This is a genomic window from Pseudomonas sp. GW823-FHT03E05, assembly GCF_058796855.1.
On sequence record NZ_JBXAJB010000002.1, the window covers coordinates 990,016 to 1,006,326 of the forward strand.

The 16,311-nt window shown below is 64.9% G+C and carries 11 protein-coding genes and 1 pseudogene; 2 read left to right on the plus strand and 10 right to left on the minus strand.

From position 1 onward, the window contains the following. Positions 1–133: 133 nt before the first annotated feature. From AC1RCO_RS12295 to ptsP, 4 genes are all read right to left on the minus strand, one after another. Entirely contained in the window at positions 134–1,675 is a 1,542-nt protein-coding gene (locus AC1RCO_RS12295; protein ID WP_492617734.1) for an alkaline phosphatase D family protein, read from the minus strand. Between the two features lie 332 nt (positions 1,676–2,007). Next, positions 2,008–3,753 (minus strand): PTS fructose-like transporter subunit IIB, encoded by a 1,746-nt coding sequence (locus AC1RCO_RS12300; protein WP_492617735.1) that lies wholly within the window; start codon positions 3,751–3,753, stop codon positions 2,008–2,010. Positions 3,754–3,764: 11 nt separating this feature from the next. Then, the gene (pfkB, locus tag AC1RCO_RS12305; protein WP_401155885.1) at positions 3,765–4,706 is read right to left on the minus strand and encodes a 1-phosphofructokinase; all 942 of its coding nucleotides are present in this window, start codon (positions 4,704–4,706) and stop codon (positions 3,765–3,767) included. Beyond that, positions 4,706–7,567: a phosphoenolpyruvate--protein phosphotransferase gene (ptsP, locus tag AC1RCO_RS12310; protein ID WP_492617736.1), complete on the minus strand. Its 2,862-nt coding sequence runs from the start codon at positions 7,565–7,567 to the stop codon at positions 4,706–4,708. Before ptsP ends, pfkB begins: the two co-directional genes overlap by 1 nt. 301 nt (positions 7,568–7,868) lie before the next feature. On the opposite strand from ptsP, the gene cra reads away from it, so the two are divergent. Both cra and AC1RCO_RS12320 read left to right on the plus strand, forming a co-directional pair. Beyond that, the gene (gene cra / locus AC1RCO_RS12315; protein WP_011059214.1) at positions 7,869–8,864 is read left to right on the plus strand and encodes a catabolite repressor/activator; all 996 of its coding nucleotides are present in this window, start codon (positions 7,869–7,871) and stop codon (positions 8,862–8,864) included. A gap of 3 nt (positions 8,865–8,867) precedes the next feature. After that, entirely contained in the window at positions 8,868–9,659 is a 792-nt protein-coding gene (locus tag AC1RCO_RS12320) for a TatD family hydrolase (RefSeq protein WP_011059213.1), read from the plus strand. On the opposite strand, the gene AC1RCO_RS12325 is transcribed toward AC1RCO_RS12320, so the two are convergent. The 6 genes and pseudogenes from AC1RCO_RS12325 to AC1RCO_RS12350 all read right to left on the minus strand — a co-directional run bounded on the left by AC1RCO_RS12325 (position 9,645) and on the right by AC1RCO_RS12350 (position 16,191). Beyond that, positions 9,645–10,016 (minus strand): hypothetical protein, encoded by a 372-nt coding sequence (locus AC1RCO_RS12325; protein WP_492584334.1) that lies wholly within the window; start codon positions 10,014–10,016, stop codon positions 9,645–9,647. The two genes, AC1RCO_RS12320 and AC1RCO_RS12325, sit on opposite strands and share 15 nt — an antisense overlap. Before the next feature lie 196 nt (positions 10,017–10,212). Continuing rightward, entirely contained in the window at positions 10,213–10,926 is a 714-nt protein-coding gene (locus tag AC1RCO_RS12330) for a methyl-accepting chemotaxis protein (protein WP_404944722.1), read from the minus strand. Positions 10,927–11,070: 144 nt separating this feature from the next. Then, positions 11,071–12,210: pseudogene (locus AC1RCO_RS12335) on the minus strand (HAMP domain-containing protein); the annotation flags it as partial. Positions 12,211–12,505: 295 nt separating this feature from the next. Next, complete coding sequence (gene ampE / locus AC1RCO_RS12340) at positions 12,506–13,342, minus strand: regulatory signaling modulator protein AmpE (protein ID WP_011059211.1); 837 nt, start codon at positions 13,340–13,342, stop codon at positions 12,506–12,508. After that, positions 13,339–13,899 (minus strand): 1,6-anhydro-N-acetylmuramyl-L-alanine amidase AmpD, encoded by a 561-nt coding sequence (ampD, locus tag AC1RCO_RS12345; RefSeq protein WP_011059210.1) that lies wholly within the window; start codon positions 13,897–13,899, stop codon positions 13,339–13,341. Before ampD ends, ampE begins: the two co-directional genes overlap by 4 nt. Before the next feature lie 63 nt (positions 13,900–13,962). Then, positions 13,963–16,191 (minus strand): DUF1631 domain-containing protein, encoded by a 2,229-nt coding sequence (locus AC1RCO_RS12350; RefSeq protein ID WP_492617737.1) that lies wholly within the window; start codon positions 16,189–16,191, stop codon positions 13,963–13,965. Positions 16,192–16,311: the final 120 nt, after the last annotated feature.

The following is a 16,311-nucleotide window of genomic DNA, read 5'->3' on the forward strand; positions in this document are numbered from 1 at the left end:
CCTACACCAATCCTGCTACCCCCTCCGTAGGAGCTGGCTTGCCAGCGAAGGCGCCCGTCTGAACAGCGCAAGGCTCATGGGCCCTATTCGCCGGCAAGCCGGCTCCTACGGGACGGGGCGTTGGCGGGGATGGTTACGCCGGTTGCAGGTTGTGCTCGTACACCGCCACGCCATCCAGGTCCCGCAGGATCACCTTCAGCTCTGCCGTTTGCCCATCGATCTGCACTTCGCCAAAGAACTGGAAGCCGGCAAAGGGTGAAGTGTTCTGCGCTGGCGGCGCCTTCTGGAACACCACTTCCGGGCCGAAGGTCTTGTCCAGCACATTGGGCCCGAAACTCCCGGCGTTCAGGGGGCCGGCGACAAACTCCCAGAACGGCTCGAAATCCTGGAACGCCGCCCGATCCGGGTGGTAGTGGTGGGCCGCGCAGTAGTGCACGTCCGCCGTCAGCCACACATGGTTGCGCACCTGATGCTTGCGCAAATACGCCAGCAGCTCGGCAATCTCCAGCTCGCGGCCCTGGGCCGGGCCCGGGTCGCCGTTGGCGATCGCCTCCCAGCGCGCCACCCCGGGGCTGACTTCGCCATCGGGCACGCCCAGGCCAATGGGCATGTCCGCCGCCACCACTTTCCACTGGGCCGAGGAGTCCTTGAGCTCACGCTTCAGCCAATCCAGTTGCTCGCGGCCGAGGAAGGGTTTCTCACCGCCGAGGTTGTCATCGTTGGGGCCGCGATAGCTGCGCATGTCCAGCACGAACACATCCAGCAACGGCCCATAGCTGAGCTTGCGATAGATGCGCCCGCCGCCATCGGCGCTCTGCCGGCGCATGGGCGAATACTCCAGCCAGGCCTGGCGCGCGCGGCCCACCAGGGTCTGGATGTCCTTGACCACGTAACGTTCGTCCAGCTGCTTGCTCGGCGACCAGTTATTGACCACCTCATGGTCGTCCCACTGCCAGATCTGCGGCACCTCGGCGTTGAAGCGGCGCAGGTTTTCGTCCATCAGGTTGTAGCGGTAGTTGCCCCGGTATTCGTCGAGGGTCTCGGCCACTTTGCTCTTGGCCTCGGTGGTGAGGTTGCGCCAGATGCGCCCGTCTTCCACGGTCAACTGCGCCGGCACCGGGCCGTCGGCGTAGATGGTGTCGCCGCTGTGGATAAAGAAGTCCGGCAGGCGCAGGCGCATTGCCTCGTAGATGCGCATGCCGCCGATATCCGGGTTGATGCCGAAGCCCTGCCCTACCGTGTCGCCGCCCCAGACAAAACGGATGTCCCGGCGTTGCGAAGGCGCACTGCGCAAGTGGCCGAACCAGGGTTCGCTGGCCACGCCGGACTGGGCATCCTCGAAGGTCACCCGATAGAAGATCGCCTGGTTGGCCGGCAGCCCGGTCAACTCCACCCGCGCCGTGAAGTCGGTGCGGGCATCGGCCAGGGGCGAAACAGAGCGCCGGGGGTTGCTGAACATGCTTCGCGTGTCCCACTCCACCACCATCCGCGCCGGACGATCGCTGCGGCTCCAGATCATCGCCTTATCCCCCAGCAGATCCCCGGACTGCACCCCGTCGGTGAGCTGCGGCCGATCCTTGACCGAAGCGATCACCGCCGGCGCCAGGCTCGGCATCAACAGCCCCGCCCCGGCGATTTGCATGATCCGACGACGGCCGAGGTTGAACTCGCTCATGGTGACTCCCTGACAATGGTCAAAAAGCACACCTTAGACAGTGGGGATGAAGGGGGTGTGACAAGGAGCTGAAGGCCGTAATGCAGATAGGTCGTTCTCAACCTGCGGCAGCGGCTACACGAAGCCAGGTAATCCCTGTAGCCGCTGCTGAGCCTGCGAAGCTGCGAAAAGGACCGAAGGGCCTTGCTTGGCGATTTCCCGACGAACCTCGGGCAGGTTTGGAATCGCTGCGTCTCCTGCGACGGAGTGCCGCCCAGAGCGTTCGCAGCCTGCGGCAGCGGCTACAACGGGTGCCGTTGCGGGATTGCGCCGCAACGGATGTGCCGTGGAGGTCAGGCCGCCTTGGCCGGTTCCAGGGCCAGTTCGACGGTCTCTGGTCGTTTCACCATCGCATAGACCACCGCCGTCAGCAGGCTGCCTGCGACAATCGCCAGCAGGTACAGCAACGCATGGTTGATGGCATTCGGGATCAGCATGACGAACAAGCCGCCGTGGGGCGCCATCAGTTTGCAGCCGAAGTACATCGACAAAGCCCCGGTCAGGGCGCCACCGGCGATGCTCGCCGGAATCACCCGCAGCGGGTCCTTGGCGGCAAACGGAATCGCCCCTTCGGAGATAAAGCACAGGCCCAATACCAGCGCCGCCTTGCCGGCCTCACGTTCGGTCTGGGCAAATTTGCGTCGGGCAATGAAGGTGGCAATGCCCAGGCCAATGGGCGGTACCATGCCCGCGGCCATGGTCGCGGCCATCGGTGCATAGCTCTGGGAGGCCAGCAGCCCTACCGAGAACGCATAGGCCGCCTTGTTGATCGGCCCGCCCAGGTCGACACACATCATGCCGCCCAGCAGTACCCCCAGCAGAATCGCGTTGGTGGTGCCCATGCTGTCGAGGAAGTGGGTCAGGGCTTCGAGCATGCCCGCCACGGGTTTGCCCACCACGTAGATCATCACCAGCCCGGTGAACAGGCTGGCCAGCAGCGGGATGATCAGGATAGGTTTCAGCGCCTCCAGGCTTTGCGGCAAGCGCGCATATTTATTGATCGCCTTGGCCGCATAGCCGGCGAGAAAACCGGCGACGATGCCGCCGATAAAACCCGCACCCAGGGTGCTGGCGAGCATGCCGCCGATCATTCCCGGCGCCAGGCCTGGGCGGTCGGCGATGGAGTAGGCGATGTAACCCGCCAGCAGCGGCACCATCAGCTTGAAGGCGGTCTCGCCGCCGATCTGCATCAACGCCGCGGCCAGGGTGCCCTCCTCCTTGAACGCGGTGATGCCGAAGACGAAGGACAGGGCAATCATCAGGCCACCCGCCACCACCATCGGCAGCATGAACGACACCCCGGTCAGCAAGTGTTTGTAGACCCCGGTCTTTTCCTGTTTGGCCGGTGCCTGGGCGCCTGCTGCGGAGGACTCCAGCTGGCCCTCGGCCAGGGCCTTGTTCAGAGTCGCTTCGGACTGTTTCAGGGCCACGCCGGTGCCGCAGCGATAAATGCGCTTGCCGGCAAAACGTTCGGTGGGTACTTCGATGTCCGCCGCCAGCAGCACCACGTCGGCCTCTGCAATGGCTTGGGCGCTCAGCGGATTGCGCGCGCCCACCGAGCCCTGGGTTTCCACTTGCAGGTCGTAGCCCAGGCGCTTGGCGGTTTGCTGCAGGGCCTCGGCGGCCATGAAGGTGTGAGCCACGCCAGTCGGGCAGGCAGTGATCGCCACCAGCCGCGGGGCGCGTTTGCCTGTTTCGAGCACCGGCTCGGCACGGGCCTCGGTGGCGACGTGGACCTGGGCCTCTTCGGCACCGCGACGCAGCACTGCATCGACATCCTGCAGGGCCTGGGACGGGCTGCTGCGGTACACCCGCTTGCCGACAAAACGCGACATATCCACAGGCCCGGTGCTGACCACCAGCACCCACTCGGCGGCCTCAATGGTGGCCGCCGAGAGTTGGCGTTCCGGGTGCGCTTCATCGTGCACTTCGACGCTGGTGCTCCAGCCCTGGCGCTGCGCCGCGGCGTCCAGCAGGCGGGCGCAGAGCACGCTGGTGACCATGCCGTTGGGGCAGGCGGTAACTATGGCTAACTTCATGGGCAACCCTCTTATTGTTCTAGGAGGGGATGCACGCGCACCCCCTGCTCCAGCCGGGCCAGTTGCACCCTGTCGCTGATGCCGAAACCGATCTGGGTCACGGCCATGGCGGCAATCGCCGTGGCGGTGCGCAGGGTCTGTTCAAACGGCTGGGCGCTGAGCAGGCCGTGGAGCATGCCCGCCAGCAGCGAGTCGCCGGCGCCTACGGTGCTGACCACGCGGACCTTGGGCGGCAAGGCCTGCAAGGACGGTGCAGCACTGAACCAGTTGACCCCCTCGGCGCCGTGGGACACCACCACATGCTCGACGCCCTGGGCGCGCAACTGGCGCGCAGCCTCGGCCTGCCCGGCCACTGAAACCACCGGGCTGCCCAAGGCGTCCGCCAGCTCTTCGGTGTTGGGCTTGACCAGCCAGGGGCCTGCCGCCAGGCCGGCGCGCAAGGCAGCGCCGCTGGTGTCGAGGGCGACTTTAAGACCGAGGTTTTTCAAACGCAGCAGCAGGGCCTGGAACCATTCGGGGCTGACCCCACGCGGCAGGCTGCCGGCCACCACCACCGCGTCATGCCCGGGAGCGATCTGTTCCAGGCGTTCAAGCAGGGCCTGTTGCGCAGCTTCGCTAACCTCGGGCCCAGGGCCGTTGATGTCGGTAATGCGCCCGTCACTTTCGGCCAGCTTGATGTTGCTGCGAGTGTCCCCGGGCACACGGATAAAGGCGTCGACAAACCCGCGCTGGGCAAACAACGCGTCAAACGCCTGTGGATTGTTTTCCCCGAGAAAACCGCTGACGGTCAGTTGATGGCCGAGGTCGGCCAGCACCTGGGCCACGTTCACGCCCTTGCCGGCGGCGTGGGTGTACATGGCGTCGCTGCGGTTGACCTGCCCTGCGTCCAGGCGCGCCAGCTGCACCGTCAGGTCCAGCGCCGGGTTGAGGGTCAGGGTAAGAATCTTCGCCATTACATGGCCTCCACTAGGGCGCGCACTTCGTTGGCGCTGCCGACGGCCAGGGCCTGTTGAGCAAGGGTTTGTGCCTGGGCCAGGCGCAGTTCGCGGATCCGCGCCTTGACCTCGGCGATGCTGCGTCCGGAGACGCTGAGTTCATCCACCCCCAGGCCCACCAGCACCGGCACCGCCAGCGGGTCGGCCGCCAGCTCGCCGCAGACCCCGACCCACTTGCCGTGGGCGTGGGCGGCACGCACGGTGATGTCGATCAGTTGCAGCACCGCCGGGTGCAGGCCGTCGGCCTGGGCGGAAAGGGTCGGGTGGCCACGATCGATGGCCAGGGTGTACTGGGTCAGGTCGTTGGTGCCGATGCTGAAGAAGTCCACTTCCTTGGCCAGCACCGGCGCCAGCAGGGCGGCGGACGGCACTTCGATCATGATCCCCAGTTGCAGGTCGGCCACCGGGATTTCCCGGCGCAGGCGCTCGGTCATGTCCCGGGCCTGGCGCCACTCTTCGACGCTGCCGACCATGGGGAACATGATCCGCAGCGGGCGGTTGTCCGCCGAGCGCAGCAAGGCGCGCAATTGCGCTTCCATGATCAGTGGCCGCTGCAGGGTCAGGCGGATGCCGCGCACGCCGAGGAAGGGGTTTTCTTCCTTGGCGATGGGCCAGTAAGGCAGCGGTTTGTCACCGCCCACATCCAGGGTGCGCACCACCAGCGGACGCCCGGCGAGGCCGTCGAGTACACGGCGGTATTCGGCTTCCTGGGTGGCTTCGTCCGGGGCCTGGGGATGGGCCATGAAGATCAGTTCGGTGCGCAGCAGGCCGATGCCCTCGGCGCCGTTTTCCACGGCGGCGGCGGCACCGGCGCTTTCACCGATATTGGCGAACACCTCGACCGCGTGACCATCGGTGGTATGGGCCGCCTGATGGCGCTGTTCGGCGGCCGCCTTGAGCCGTTGCTCGCGGTTGTCGCGCTCCTCGGCGGCCCGCTGCAGGGTGTGGCTATCGGCGTCGACATGCAGGCGCCCGCGTTGGCCGTCCAGCAACAAGGGCGTACCGGACTTGATCAGCAGCACGCTGGCCCCCGCGCCCACCAGGGCCGGAATCCCCAGGGCCCGGGCGACGATGGCGCTGTGGGCGGTGGCGCCGCCGCGGGCGGTGAGAATACCGGCGACCCGGGTCGGATCGAGGCGCGCGACGTCCGAAGGGCCGACTTCATCCATCACCAGGATGTAGGGCTGGTCCGGCTCGGCCGGGGTTTCAATGCCGCACAGTTGCGCCAGCACCCGGCGGCCGATGTCCCGCAGGTCGGCGGCGCGCTCGGCGAGCAAGGCGTCCTGCAGGGCTTCCTGCTGTTTGGCGGCGCTTTCGATCACGGTCATCCACGCCGCTTCGGCGCTTTCGCCCTGCTTGAGGCGGGTGTCCACTTCATCGCTCAGTTCGGGGTCGTCGAGCATTTCCTGATGGGTGATGAAGATTTCGCGGATGGCCTTGGCCTGGCTGCGCTGGATCAGCCCCTGGATGTCCTCGCGGACCTCGGCCAGGGCCTGCTGCAAGCGCTGGCGCTCGATGGCGGTGGACTCGCCCCGCAGTGGGTAATCGATACTTTGCTGGACCTGGATATGGGCCGGGCCGATGGCGATGCCGGGCGCAGCGGCGATGGCCTGGATCAGGCTGCCGGAGGCCGGGGCGCTGAGCGGCTCGACGACCTCTTGTGGCTCTTGCCGAGGCGTGCTGACAGCCGGCAATGGCTCGACCTCTTCGCCCAGGCCCTCTTCGATGGCTGCCAGTAACGCGGGCAAGGCATCGGCGGCAATGCTGGGTTCAGCGATCAGTTCCAGTACCTGGCCACGCCGGGCCCCGAGGCTCAGCAGCTTGCTCAGGCTTTTGACCGAGACCGCAGAATCCTTGCCATCGACGATGCGGATGCGGATCTCGCCTTCAAAGTTTTTTGCCAGTTGCGCCAGCACCTTGGCCGGGCGCGCATGCAGGCCGTGGGCGTTGGCCAGGGCGATGCGGGCGCTGGGCCAGTCCGCCGGCAACTCGCCGCCAAGCACTTCCAGGACTGCGCGGCTGCTGGTGGCGCGGCCCAATTCCTGGCCACGGCCTTCGATCAGCAGCGCACACAGGCGCTCCAGCAGGGCCTGGTGGGCTTCCCCCAGGCTGGCCAGGCAGAACAGGCCGCTGAGGGGCTGGCCCAGGTAGCGGATAGGCTTGTCCGGGGTGACGAACGCCAGCCCCGGGCGCAGCACGGTCTGCTCGCTGTGCAGCCACCACAGGCCGTCACCCAGGGGCAGCGCCTCCACCTGTTGCAGCACCGCGGCAAAGCCGTTGCTCACACACTCGGCCTGGCGCAGCAGGCGAGCGCCGCGCCAGACCAGCTCTTCGAAATCTTCCGCCGCCACACCGAGGCCGATCATCTGTGCGTCCAGCGCCAGTTCCTGGGGTGCGCCCTGCAACAGCTTGAGCAGGGCCTGGGGAGAGCTGGCGCGACGCAGGGCCTGGCCCAGGTCGGTTTCACCCAGGGCGCGGGTCAGGAGTTGCAGGAGTCGCAAGTGCTCGTCGGATTTGGCCGCGATGCCGATGGCCAGGTAGACAATCTGCCCGTCGCCCCAATGCACGCCGTCGGGAAACTGCAGCAGGCGCACGCCGGTGGCAAAGACCTGGTCGCGGGTTTCCGGGGTGCCGTGGGGAATGGCGATGCCTTGGCCAAGAAAGGTCGAGCCCTGGGCTTCGCGGGCCTGGAGGCCAGCCAGGTAACCCTCGGCCACCAGGCCGTCCGCCACCAGTTTGTCGGCCAGCAAGTGCAGCGCCGCGGACTTATCCACAGCCGACTGGCCCATGGATATCTGCTCTACAGTGAGCTCGAGCATGGCTTCTCCTATTTAGCGCGGCAGGGGGCGGCGCTAGGTATTGTTTTAAGTAAGCAGCGTAGGCGTCTTTACTGCCACAAACGGGACTCGGTGCCTGGCAGGGGCGTTTTCCGTTCGGGCTTCGGCCTAGAAAATACGCTTGCTGAAACGTTTAATCTAGCAAGTTTGGTACGTTACTCCATAATCTCGAGCGCTTGAAGTCCTTCTGGTCGATTGCCGGTTCCGACGTTGGTCGCCTGCCCAGATCAGGTAGGATTGGCGAAAATATCGGGGCAAGCACCAAAAACAAGGAAATCCCGGGTTGAAACTCAGTGATATCGCTCGCCTGGCCGGTGTGTCTGTGACCACCGCCAGTTACGTCATCAACGGCAAGGCCGAACAACAACGCATCAGCAACGCCACCGTGGAACGGGTGCGGGCGGTGGTGGAAGAACACGGCTTTACGCCCAACCCCCAGGCGGCCGGCTTGCGCAGCCGGCACACCCGTACCTTGGGTTTCATTCTCCCGGACCTGGAGAACCCCAGCTACGCACGCATCGCCAAGCTGCTGGAGCAAGGCGCCCGGGCCCGAGGGTATCAGCTGCTGATCGCCAGTTCCGACGACGCTCCGGACAGCGAGCGACAATTGCTCCAGCTGTTCCGCGCCCGGCGTTGCGACGCGCTATTCGTCGCCAGCTGCCTGCCGCCGGAAGACGACAGCTACCAGCAGTTGCAGGCCCAGGGCCTGCCGATCATCGCCATCGACCGGGTGATGCCGCCCGAGCTGTTCTGCTCGGTGATCAGCGATGACCTGCAAGCCAGCCTGCACCTGACCCAGAGCCTGCTTGAGCCTGAGCCCAAGCAGATCGTGCTGATCGGCGCGCGCCCGGAACTGAGCATCAGCCAGGAGCGGGCCGCCGGTTTCCGCCAGGCCCTCGAGGGTTTCGGCGGCGAGGTGCTGATCGAGCACGGCGAAGCCTTCAGTCGCGATTGCGGCCGCCAGCTGATGGAGGAATTGCTGCAGCGCCTGGGCCATCTGCCAGACGCCCTGGTGACCACCTCCTATGTCCTGCTGCAAGGGGTATTCGATGCCTTGCACGACTTCCCGCTGAAATCCCGGCCTCTGCGCCTGGGCACCTTTGGCGATACCCAGTTGCTGGATTTCCTGCCGCTGCCGGTCAATGCCATGGCCCAGCAGCATCAACTGATCGCCGAAAAAGCCCTGCAACTGGCCCTGGCTGCCATTGAAGAGGCGCATTACCAGCCCGGCGTGCAGGCCATCGCGCGGACCTTCAAACAGCGCATCCAACAGGGCTGAACCGTGGAGCTGATCGACAGCCACACCCACCTGGACTTCGCGGATTTCGATGCCGATCGCGGGGCGCTGCTGGCAGACAGCCGCGCCCTGGGCGTCTCGCGAATGGTGGTGCTGGGGGTCTATCAGGCCAATTGGCAGCGGCTCTGGGATCTGGTGCAAAGCGACTCGCAGTTGTACGCGGCCTTTGGCCTGCACCCGGTGTACCTGGACGATCACCGCCCGGAACATCTCCAGCAACTGGGTGACTGGCTGACCCGGCTGGCAGGGCACCCGCAAGTGTGCGCGGTGGGCGAGATCGGCCTGGACTACTTTCTTGCGCACCTGGATCGCGAGCGCCAACAGGCACTCTTCGAAGCGCAATTGCAGCTGGCGGCAGATTTCCAGTTGCCCGCCCTGCTTCATGTCCGGCGCAGCCACGCGGCGGTGATCGCCAGCCTGAAGCGCTTCAAGCTCAAGCGTGGCGGCATTATCCACGCCTTCGCCGGCAGCCGCGAGGAAGCCCGGGAATACCTCAAGCTGGGGTTCAAGCTGGGTCTGGGGGGCGCCGCGACCTGGCCCCAGGCCCTGCGCCTGCGCAAGGTGATCGCCGAGCTGCCGCTGCACGCCCTGGTGCTGGAAACCGACTCGCCGGACATGGCGCCTGCCATGTTTCCCGGCCAGCGCAACAGCCCGCAGCACCTGCCGGCCATCTGCGCCGCCCTGGCGCAGATCATCGGCATCACGCCCGAGCAACTGGCCAGCGCCAGCACCCGCAACGCCTGCGAGCTGTTCGGCTGGCCTTCAGCCGGCCTGTAGCTGCAACGGTCGGCGCTGGCGCCGGCGGGCAGCCATCATCACCAACAGGTAGCTCACCAGCATCAATGCCGAAACGCTCAGTTGCTGAGCCAGGCTTACCAGCCCGACCCACTCCAGCACCAGCGTCACCAATATCACCGTGGCACAGAGCACGATCATGGTCGCGCGCAGGGTGGCCAGCGAACCCAGGGACCTGAGGCGCTTGATCTGTTCGGGGCAATTGAGCTTCAGCGGTTTGTGGCAATGGTTGCAGTTGAAGGCTTCCTGCAACGCCATGGCATTGAGTTGCCAGGGTTCGAGTTCAAGGAGGGTCTGGCAATGGGCGCAACGGCCCTGGATTCCAGAAGTGGCAGTCATCAACGTATTTCCTCAGGGCCATGCAAGGCACATGGCCAACTGGTCGAACAGCCTGCGGGATCACCGGGGCTGAAAAATCAGACGCGCAGGAAAACAGGAAACACGCGACAAACAAAGCATTCATTTACTACCGATTGTATGCAAAGCAGCGAAGCCCCTGGTTTCCGGGGCCTCGCCGAGAGCCGGTGCACGTTGCTCAGACGCGGAAAGCGCCGATCAATTGCTTCAGTTGCACCACCTGGGCCGACAACTGCCGGCTGGCATCTTCGGTCTGGTGCGCGCCCTCGGCAGTGCGCTCACCGGCACGATTGATCTCGACGATGTTCTGGTCGATGTCGTGGGCCACCGCGGTCTGCTGCTCCACGGCCGCGGCGATTTGCTGGTTCTGATCGACGATCATGCCTACCGCCCCAAGGATATTTTCCAGCGCCTGCTGGACCTTTTCCGACTGGTCCACCGTACCGTTGGCCATGGCGTGGCTGCTGCCCATGGCCTTGACCGCCGCGCTGACGCCACCGTGGAGCTTGCCGATCATGTCCTCGATCTCCTCGGTGGACTGCTGGGTGCGTTTGGCCAGGGTCCGCACTTCATCGGCCACCACCGCAAAGCCCCGCCCCTGCTCACCGGCGCGCGCCGCCTCGATGGCCGCGTTGAGGGCCAGCAGGTTGGTCTGCTCGGCGATGCTCTTGATCACCTCCAGGACCCGGCTGATGGACTGGCTGTCGCTGGCCAGCTGGTTGATCACCAGCACCGACTGGTCGATCTCGCTGGCCAGCCGGGCGATGCTGCCCTGCTGGGATTCCACCAGCCCGCGGCCGCTGATGGTTTCGTCATTCACGCTGTGGGCGCTGCTGACCGCCGCCGCGGCGCTGCGAGCCACTTCCTGGGAGGTGGCGGACATCTGGTTCATCGCCGTGGCCACTTGCTCGATCTGGGTGCGCTGGCCAGCCACGGCCTGATTGCTCTGGGCCGATACACTCTGCACTTGCCCGGCCTGGCGCTCCACCTCACTGACGGTGTGGCCAACCCGCTCGATCAGGTCGTGGATTTTCAGCACGGTGCCGTTGAACACACTGCCCAGTTCCCCCAGTTCGTCGCGGCTGTGGGCGGTGAAGCTGACGGTCATGTCCCCCGCCGCCACCTTGTCCATCATCGCCCCCAGGCGCCGCAGAGTGGTGCGGGTGGAAGCGTAGAAACCGCCGTACAGGTAGACGATGGAGAGAAACACCAGGGCCAGGGCCGCCACCAGCAGCACCATGTGGCGACGGTTCTGCTCCAGGCGCTTTTGCAACTCGACATCCAGGAATTTCAAGGTGCCTTCATTGAGCTGGTAGGTCTGCGCCATCAGCCCGCTGACCTGGTCGTAGAAGGCCTGCCAGGGCGCATCCAGGGTATCGGCCATCACCACCTGCTCCTCGAACAGCTCGCTGGCCTGCTTGAGGCTGCCCTTGCTGGTCGTGGCCAGCGTGTCGAGAGCATCGTGGGCAGCGCGGCTGGCCCCCAGGGCATCCTGCAACTTGAGCCCGTATTCGGCCTGGAGCTTTTCGATTTGCACCAGCAATTCGTCGAAACGCGTGCTGGACGAGGAATTGAGGAACCCCTGGCCCAGGGAGTAGGCGCCCATGGCCCGGCCTTCACCAAGGAGCTGGGTAACCTGCGGGGTGACGCTGGTGATCAGCTCGCTGAGCTGGCGAATGTCACCCTGGCCATCGCGGCTCAGGCCCGACTGGCTGGCGATGATCTGGCTGAACAACTGCGCGCTGCCCAGCAATTTGCCGATCAGGCCGCTTTTGTTCAGCAGCGAGCTTTCCACTTGCTGGGTCTTGAAGGCGGCAATCAGCTCATCGCGCTTGGCGTTGAAGACCTCCACCTGCTGTGGGTCCGTGGTTACCGCCTGCAAGGCCTGCAGGCGTTCCAGCACGGATTTCTCCAGGGCCACGATCTTGCCTTCCAGGTCCCCTGCCTTGCCGGACTGACCGAGGCTGGCGTTGATCTGCACCAGGTTATTGAGGGTTTCCAGGTCTCGGCGCAGGGCCAGGCTGCTGCCCAGCAGGTCGAGGCTTTGCAGTTCGACCCGGGTGCCCTGGAATTCGCGGTAGGAGTCGCGCACCAGATAGAAGTTGGTCACCAGCATGGGTAGAAAGAACAGCACGCTGATCAGGCTGAACTTCATGCCGAAGCTCAGGCGGTTCATCAGCGCGACAGCGGGATAGAGCAAGCTCTTCACAAAGAAGTCTCCCTTTTCTTTTATTGTTATTGGCAGGCAGGCGAAGGCAGCAGATAGCCACTATTCGGCGCTCCGTCTGTATAGCTCAATTTCGTGGGAGGTTTTGTAACTTAAAGTTAACCGCCAGCGCGGCATCCAGGGGACAGCTCGCGGGCTGTGGCGAGGGAGCTTGCTGCCGATCGACGGCGCAGCCGTCGCACTCTCTGCGATGCGCTGCGCCAGAAAACCCTCGGTGGGCGGTTGGGGCCAGCCCTTGGTCACCTCAGGCCAGGACGGTCCACAGGGCAAAGCCGGCGTACCAGAGCACCGCCGCCCGCAACAACAGCTCCCAGATACGATCCAGGCTGTTGATACCTTCGGGCCCGACTTCCGGCGGCGGGATTTCCGCGGCCACCAGGCCGACCTTTTCCACCAACTGCGCGGCACCGATATGCCAGTTGAGCAACTCGTGGAGCATCACCCGGCCGACTGCGACAAAGTTGCCCACCAGGGCAAAACTCGCCGCCAGCAGGCGCACCGGCAACCAGTCGAAGGCATGTCGCAACTGCCCCGCGCGTTCGACCAGGGCGGGGTTCTTGCCATGTTCGGCGGCGAGAGCCAACAGGCGATAGCTCAGGGCCGCTACCGGCCCCAGCAGGAAGTACCAGAAGATCACCGCGAAGAAACTCTGGAAGGCCTGCCACAGCAGGTGGCCCTGCACTCGCTCCAACAGTTGTTCGCCATTTTCGGCGCAGATGCCCAAGTCACGTTCTGCGACATGGGCTGCCGCTTGCAGATCCTCACGCCGCCAGGCGTCACGGAACGGGCCCAGTTCACCCAGCAGGTCGCCGCGACCCAGGGCGTAGATCACCACCAGCAGGTGCACCGGCAGCGCCAGCAAGCCATAGGCGATGGGCTCCAGCACCAGCAGCAACAGCCCGAGCAGCGCCACCGGCAGCAACACCATGACGATCAGCAGCCACCACGGATGCCCGGCCATACGCGGGCTCGACTCCAGACGCGCCAATTCCCCCAGCCACCAGCCATCACGCTGTACCCGCTGGCGCAGGGCCGAGAACTTCTCGATCCACACCGCCAACAGCAACACCAGAAAACTCATTGTCCTTCCCCCTTCTCCAAGGCGGCACGAAAGCGTGCCCAGTCGAATCCCGGGCCCGGGTCGGTCTTGCGCCCGGGCGCGATGTCGCTATGCCCGCAGATCCGTTGTGGCGTGATGTCGCTGAAGGCCCGCCGCAGTTGCCTGCTCAGGCTGATCAACGAGTGATATTGAGCATCGCTGAAAGGCTGATCATCGGTGCCTTCCAGTTCGATGCCCAGGGAAAAGTCGTTGCACGTCTCACGCCCCTGGAAACTCGAGACACCGGCATGCCAGGCCCGATCCAGGCAGGAAACGAATTGGGTGACGGCGCCGTCACGCTCGATCAGAAAATGCGCAGAAACACGCAGATCGGCGATCCCGGCAAAATAGGGATGCTCTGTGACATCAAGGCGATTCTGGAAGAATTCCTGCACCTTGCCGGTGCCGAACTGCCCTGGCGGCAGGCTGATGTTGTGAATCACCAGCAGGGAAATCTCGCCCGCCGGACGTTCATTGAAATTGGGTGACGGGCAATGCCGTACGCCATGACACCACCCCGTGGCAGGGTCCAGCCGCATACCGATTCCTTCAACTAAAGCCTTGGGTGGCCCAGTATGCCGCGTTATCCCCTCGGGTTGCGATCACTTGCCGTGATTGAGTCGCTGCAGGTTGCCGATCACCGATTCCAGGGCGCGGTCGAACAGCAGGGTGTCATCCAGGGCGCGCACTGCGCCACGCTGGAACTCCAGGGCCAGGCCCATGCGCGTACGCTCCAGCACTTTCATGCCGGTGCGGTTGACGAACACGTATTTGGCCACCGGATGGGGAACAATCGCCGCCAGTTTGCAGCGCAGGGTGTTGTCCTCGTCCTCCAGGAATTCGACCCAGGCCCCAAGCCGCAGTTGGTCCACCCATTGCACGCTGGGGTCGTTGGCCGGCAACGCCAGCGGCGCGACTTCCAGCGGGCCCTCTTCGGCACTGGGCAGGACAATCTCTTCGGCCACCACGATCATGTGTGCAGGGTCTGCTTCCAGGACGGCACCCTGCAGTTGCGGGGCCTGAGCCTCGCGCTCGAATGCCTGCAAGTGCAGGAGCTCCAGCTGGCTGAAGAACTCGCTGGTAGCGAAAGGATCGAAAGCCGCCGCGCTCAAACCATCGCGCAGGCCCTTGAGCAACCCCGGCACCAGCGCCAGCAGACGCATGGCAGTATCCGGCTGTTCATGGCGCTGCACGCTCCAGATCAGCTCCAGCAGGGTCTGCTCCGCAGTTTGCCACTCTGGCGAGTCGTCGCCGTGCTTGAGGCAACTGAGCAGCATCACCTGGCTCCAGGCTTCGCGGACAAAATCCACCACCTTCTGCGGCAACACCTTGCCCAGCAGGGCGTCATTCAGGGCCTGCTCTACCCGGCGCCGGGCCAGTTCGGCCCTGGCCCGCCCTTCCTCGGCGTCACGGGTACGCTGCTCCAGCAACTCGGCGCGACGCCGCTCGTCGGCAGTGAAGGCCAGGAAGTCCGCCAGCAGCTCGGAGAAGATCGCCGGGTCATCGCTGAACTCGCTGAGCAGGCGTTGCACCACTTGCTCGATCCGCAGGTACAGACTGTCGCGCTGGTGGTCATCGCAACCGCCCCAGCCCATGGCTGCAGCGGCGATCTCATTGAGCAGGCGCCGGGCCGGGTGATTGCCGCGGCTGAAGAAACTCTTGTCCAGCACCGCCACCTTGAGCATGGGAATCTGCAGGCGGCCAATCAGCGCCTTGAGCGAGTCCGGCAGGTTGCGGTCATCGAGAATGCATTCGAAGAGCATGGCGATCAGGTTGATCACGTCTTCATCGGCCACATCCACCACCCGGGATTTGCCGCTCTTGACGCTGACCCGGGTGAGCAATTGTTCCAACTGGTTGCGCAGGTCGAAATCGTCCTGGGCGCTGGGCGCCGGCACGTATTGCTGCAGGTGCGACAGCAGGCGCATGAGGTCGCGGGTGGAAATCGGCTGGGTTTCGGCGCTGGCTTCCAGGGTCGGCGCCACGCTGCCACGCACATGAAACAGCAGGGTCTGCAGGGCGGCGAAAACTTCCTGCACGCTCTCGTCGAGCTGCGACTGGCTGGACTTCGCCGTGCCCCCCTCGGTCGCTGACGCACGGGCCTCGGCCTGGGCTCGATCGGCCGCCCGGCGGGCCGGAGCAGGCATCAGTTCCGGCAGGATCCCGGTGGCGATCAGCAGCTGGTTGGCTTCGGCATAGAGTTGTTCGGCATCGCTGAGCACATAACGCTCGAACAACTTGAGGATGATCAGCTTGACCTTGATTTCCACCCCCAGGCTGCGCCCGGCCTGGAGGAAATACTCGCAGAGCAGCGCCGGCCCCAGGGGGTTGTCCCCATCCACCAGGCGCCGTCCCAGCAGCACACTCAGGCGCTCCGTCAACTGCCCCAGGGCGAAGCCATCACGGTTGAGCACCTTGGCCACCATGGCATCCACCGCGACGGTCTTTTCCAGGTCATCGTGGGACGGATCCAGTGATGGGTCGTAGACCACGGCATGGGGAATGGCCAGGGCCGGGTCATACTGCACCAGGCAGGCAAAAGCCTGGAAGAACGCCTCCAGGAAACCGCGCTCGATGCTCTTGCGCTTCAGCCGCAGGTCGCGCATGGCTTCGAAGAGGGTGTTTTGCTCGACGTTGTTGCGGGCCCGATCGGCCATTTCGAACAGGGTGTCATCAGCGTTATCGAACAGTTCCTGCAAGCCGTGGCGCAATTGCTGGGCGGCCTTGTCTCGGACCTGAAGCAGAATCACAGGCAGGCGGGCAAGCGGCGAAGCGGTCGCCTGATCTGTAGCGGCCTTGTGCAAAGGCACTACATTCCCGTCGTTGTGCATCCAAGCCTCCTGGAAAGGTGTTTCTTCGGTTCGAGATCAAGATTCAGTCGAGCCGACGACGCTCACAGCCGGCTCTCAGCGGAGGCGCATGCACTCCACTGCACTTCATTTAGGGGGAAG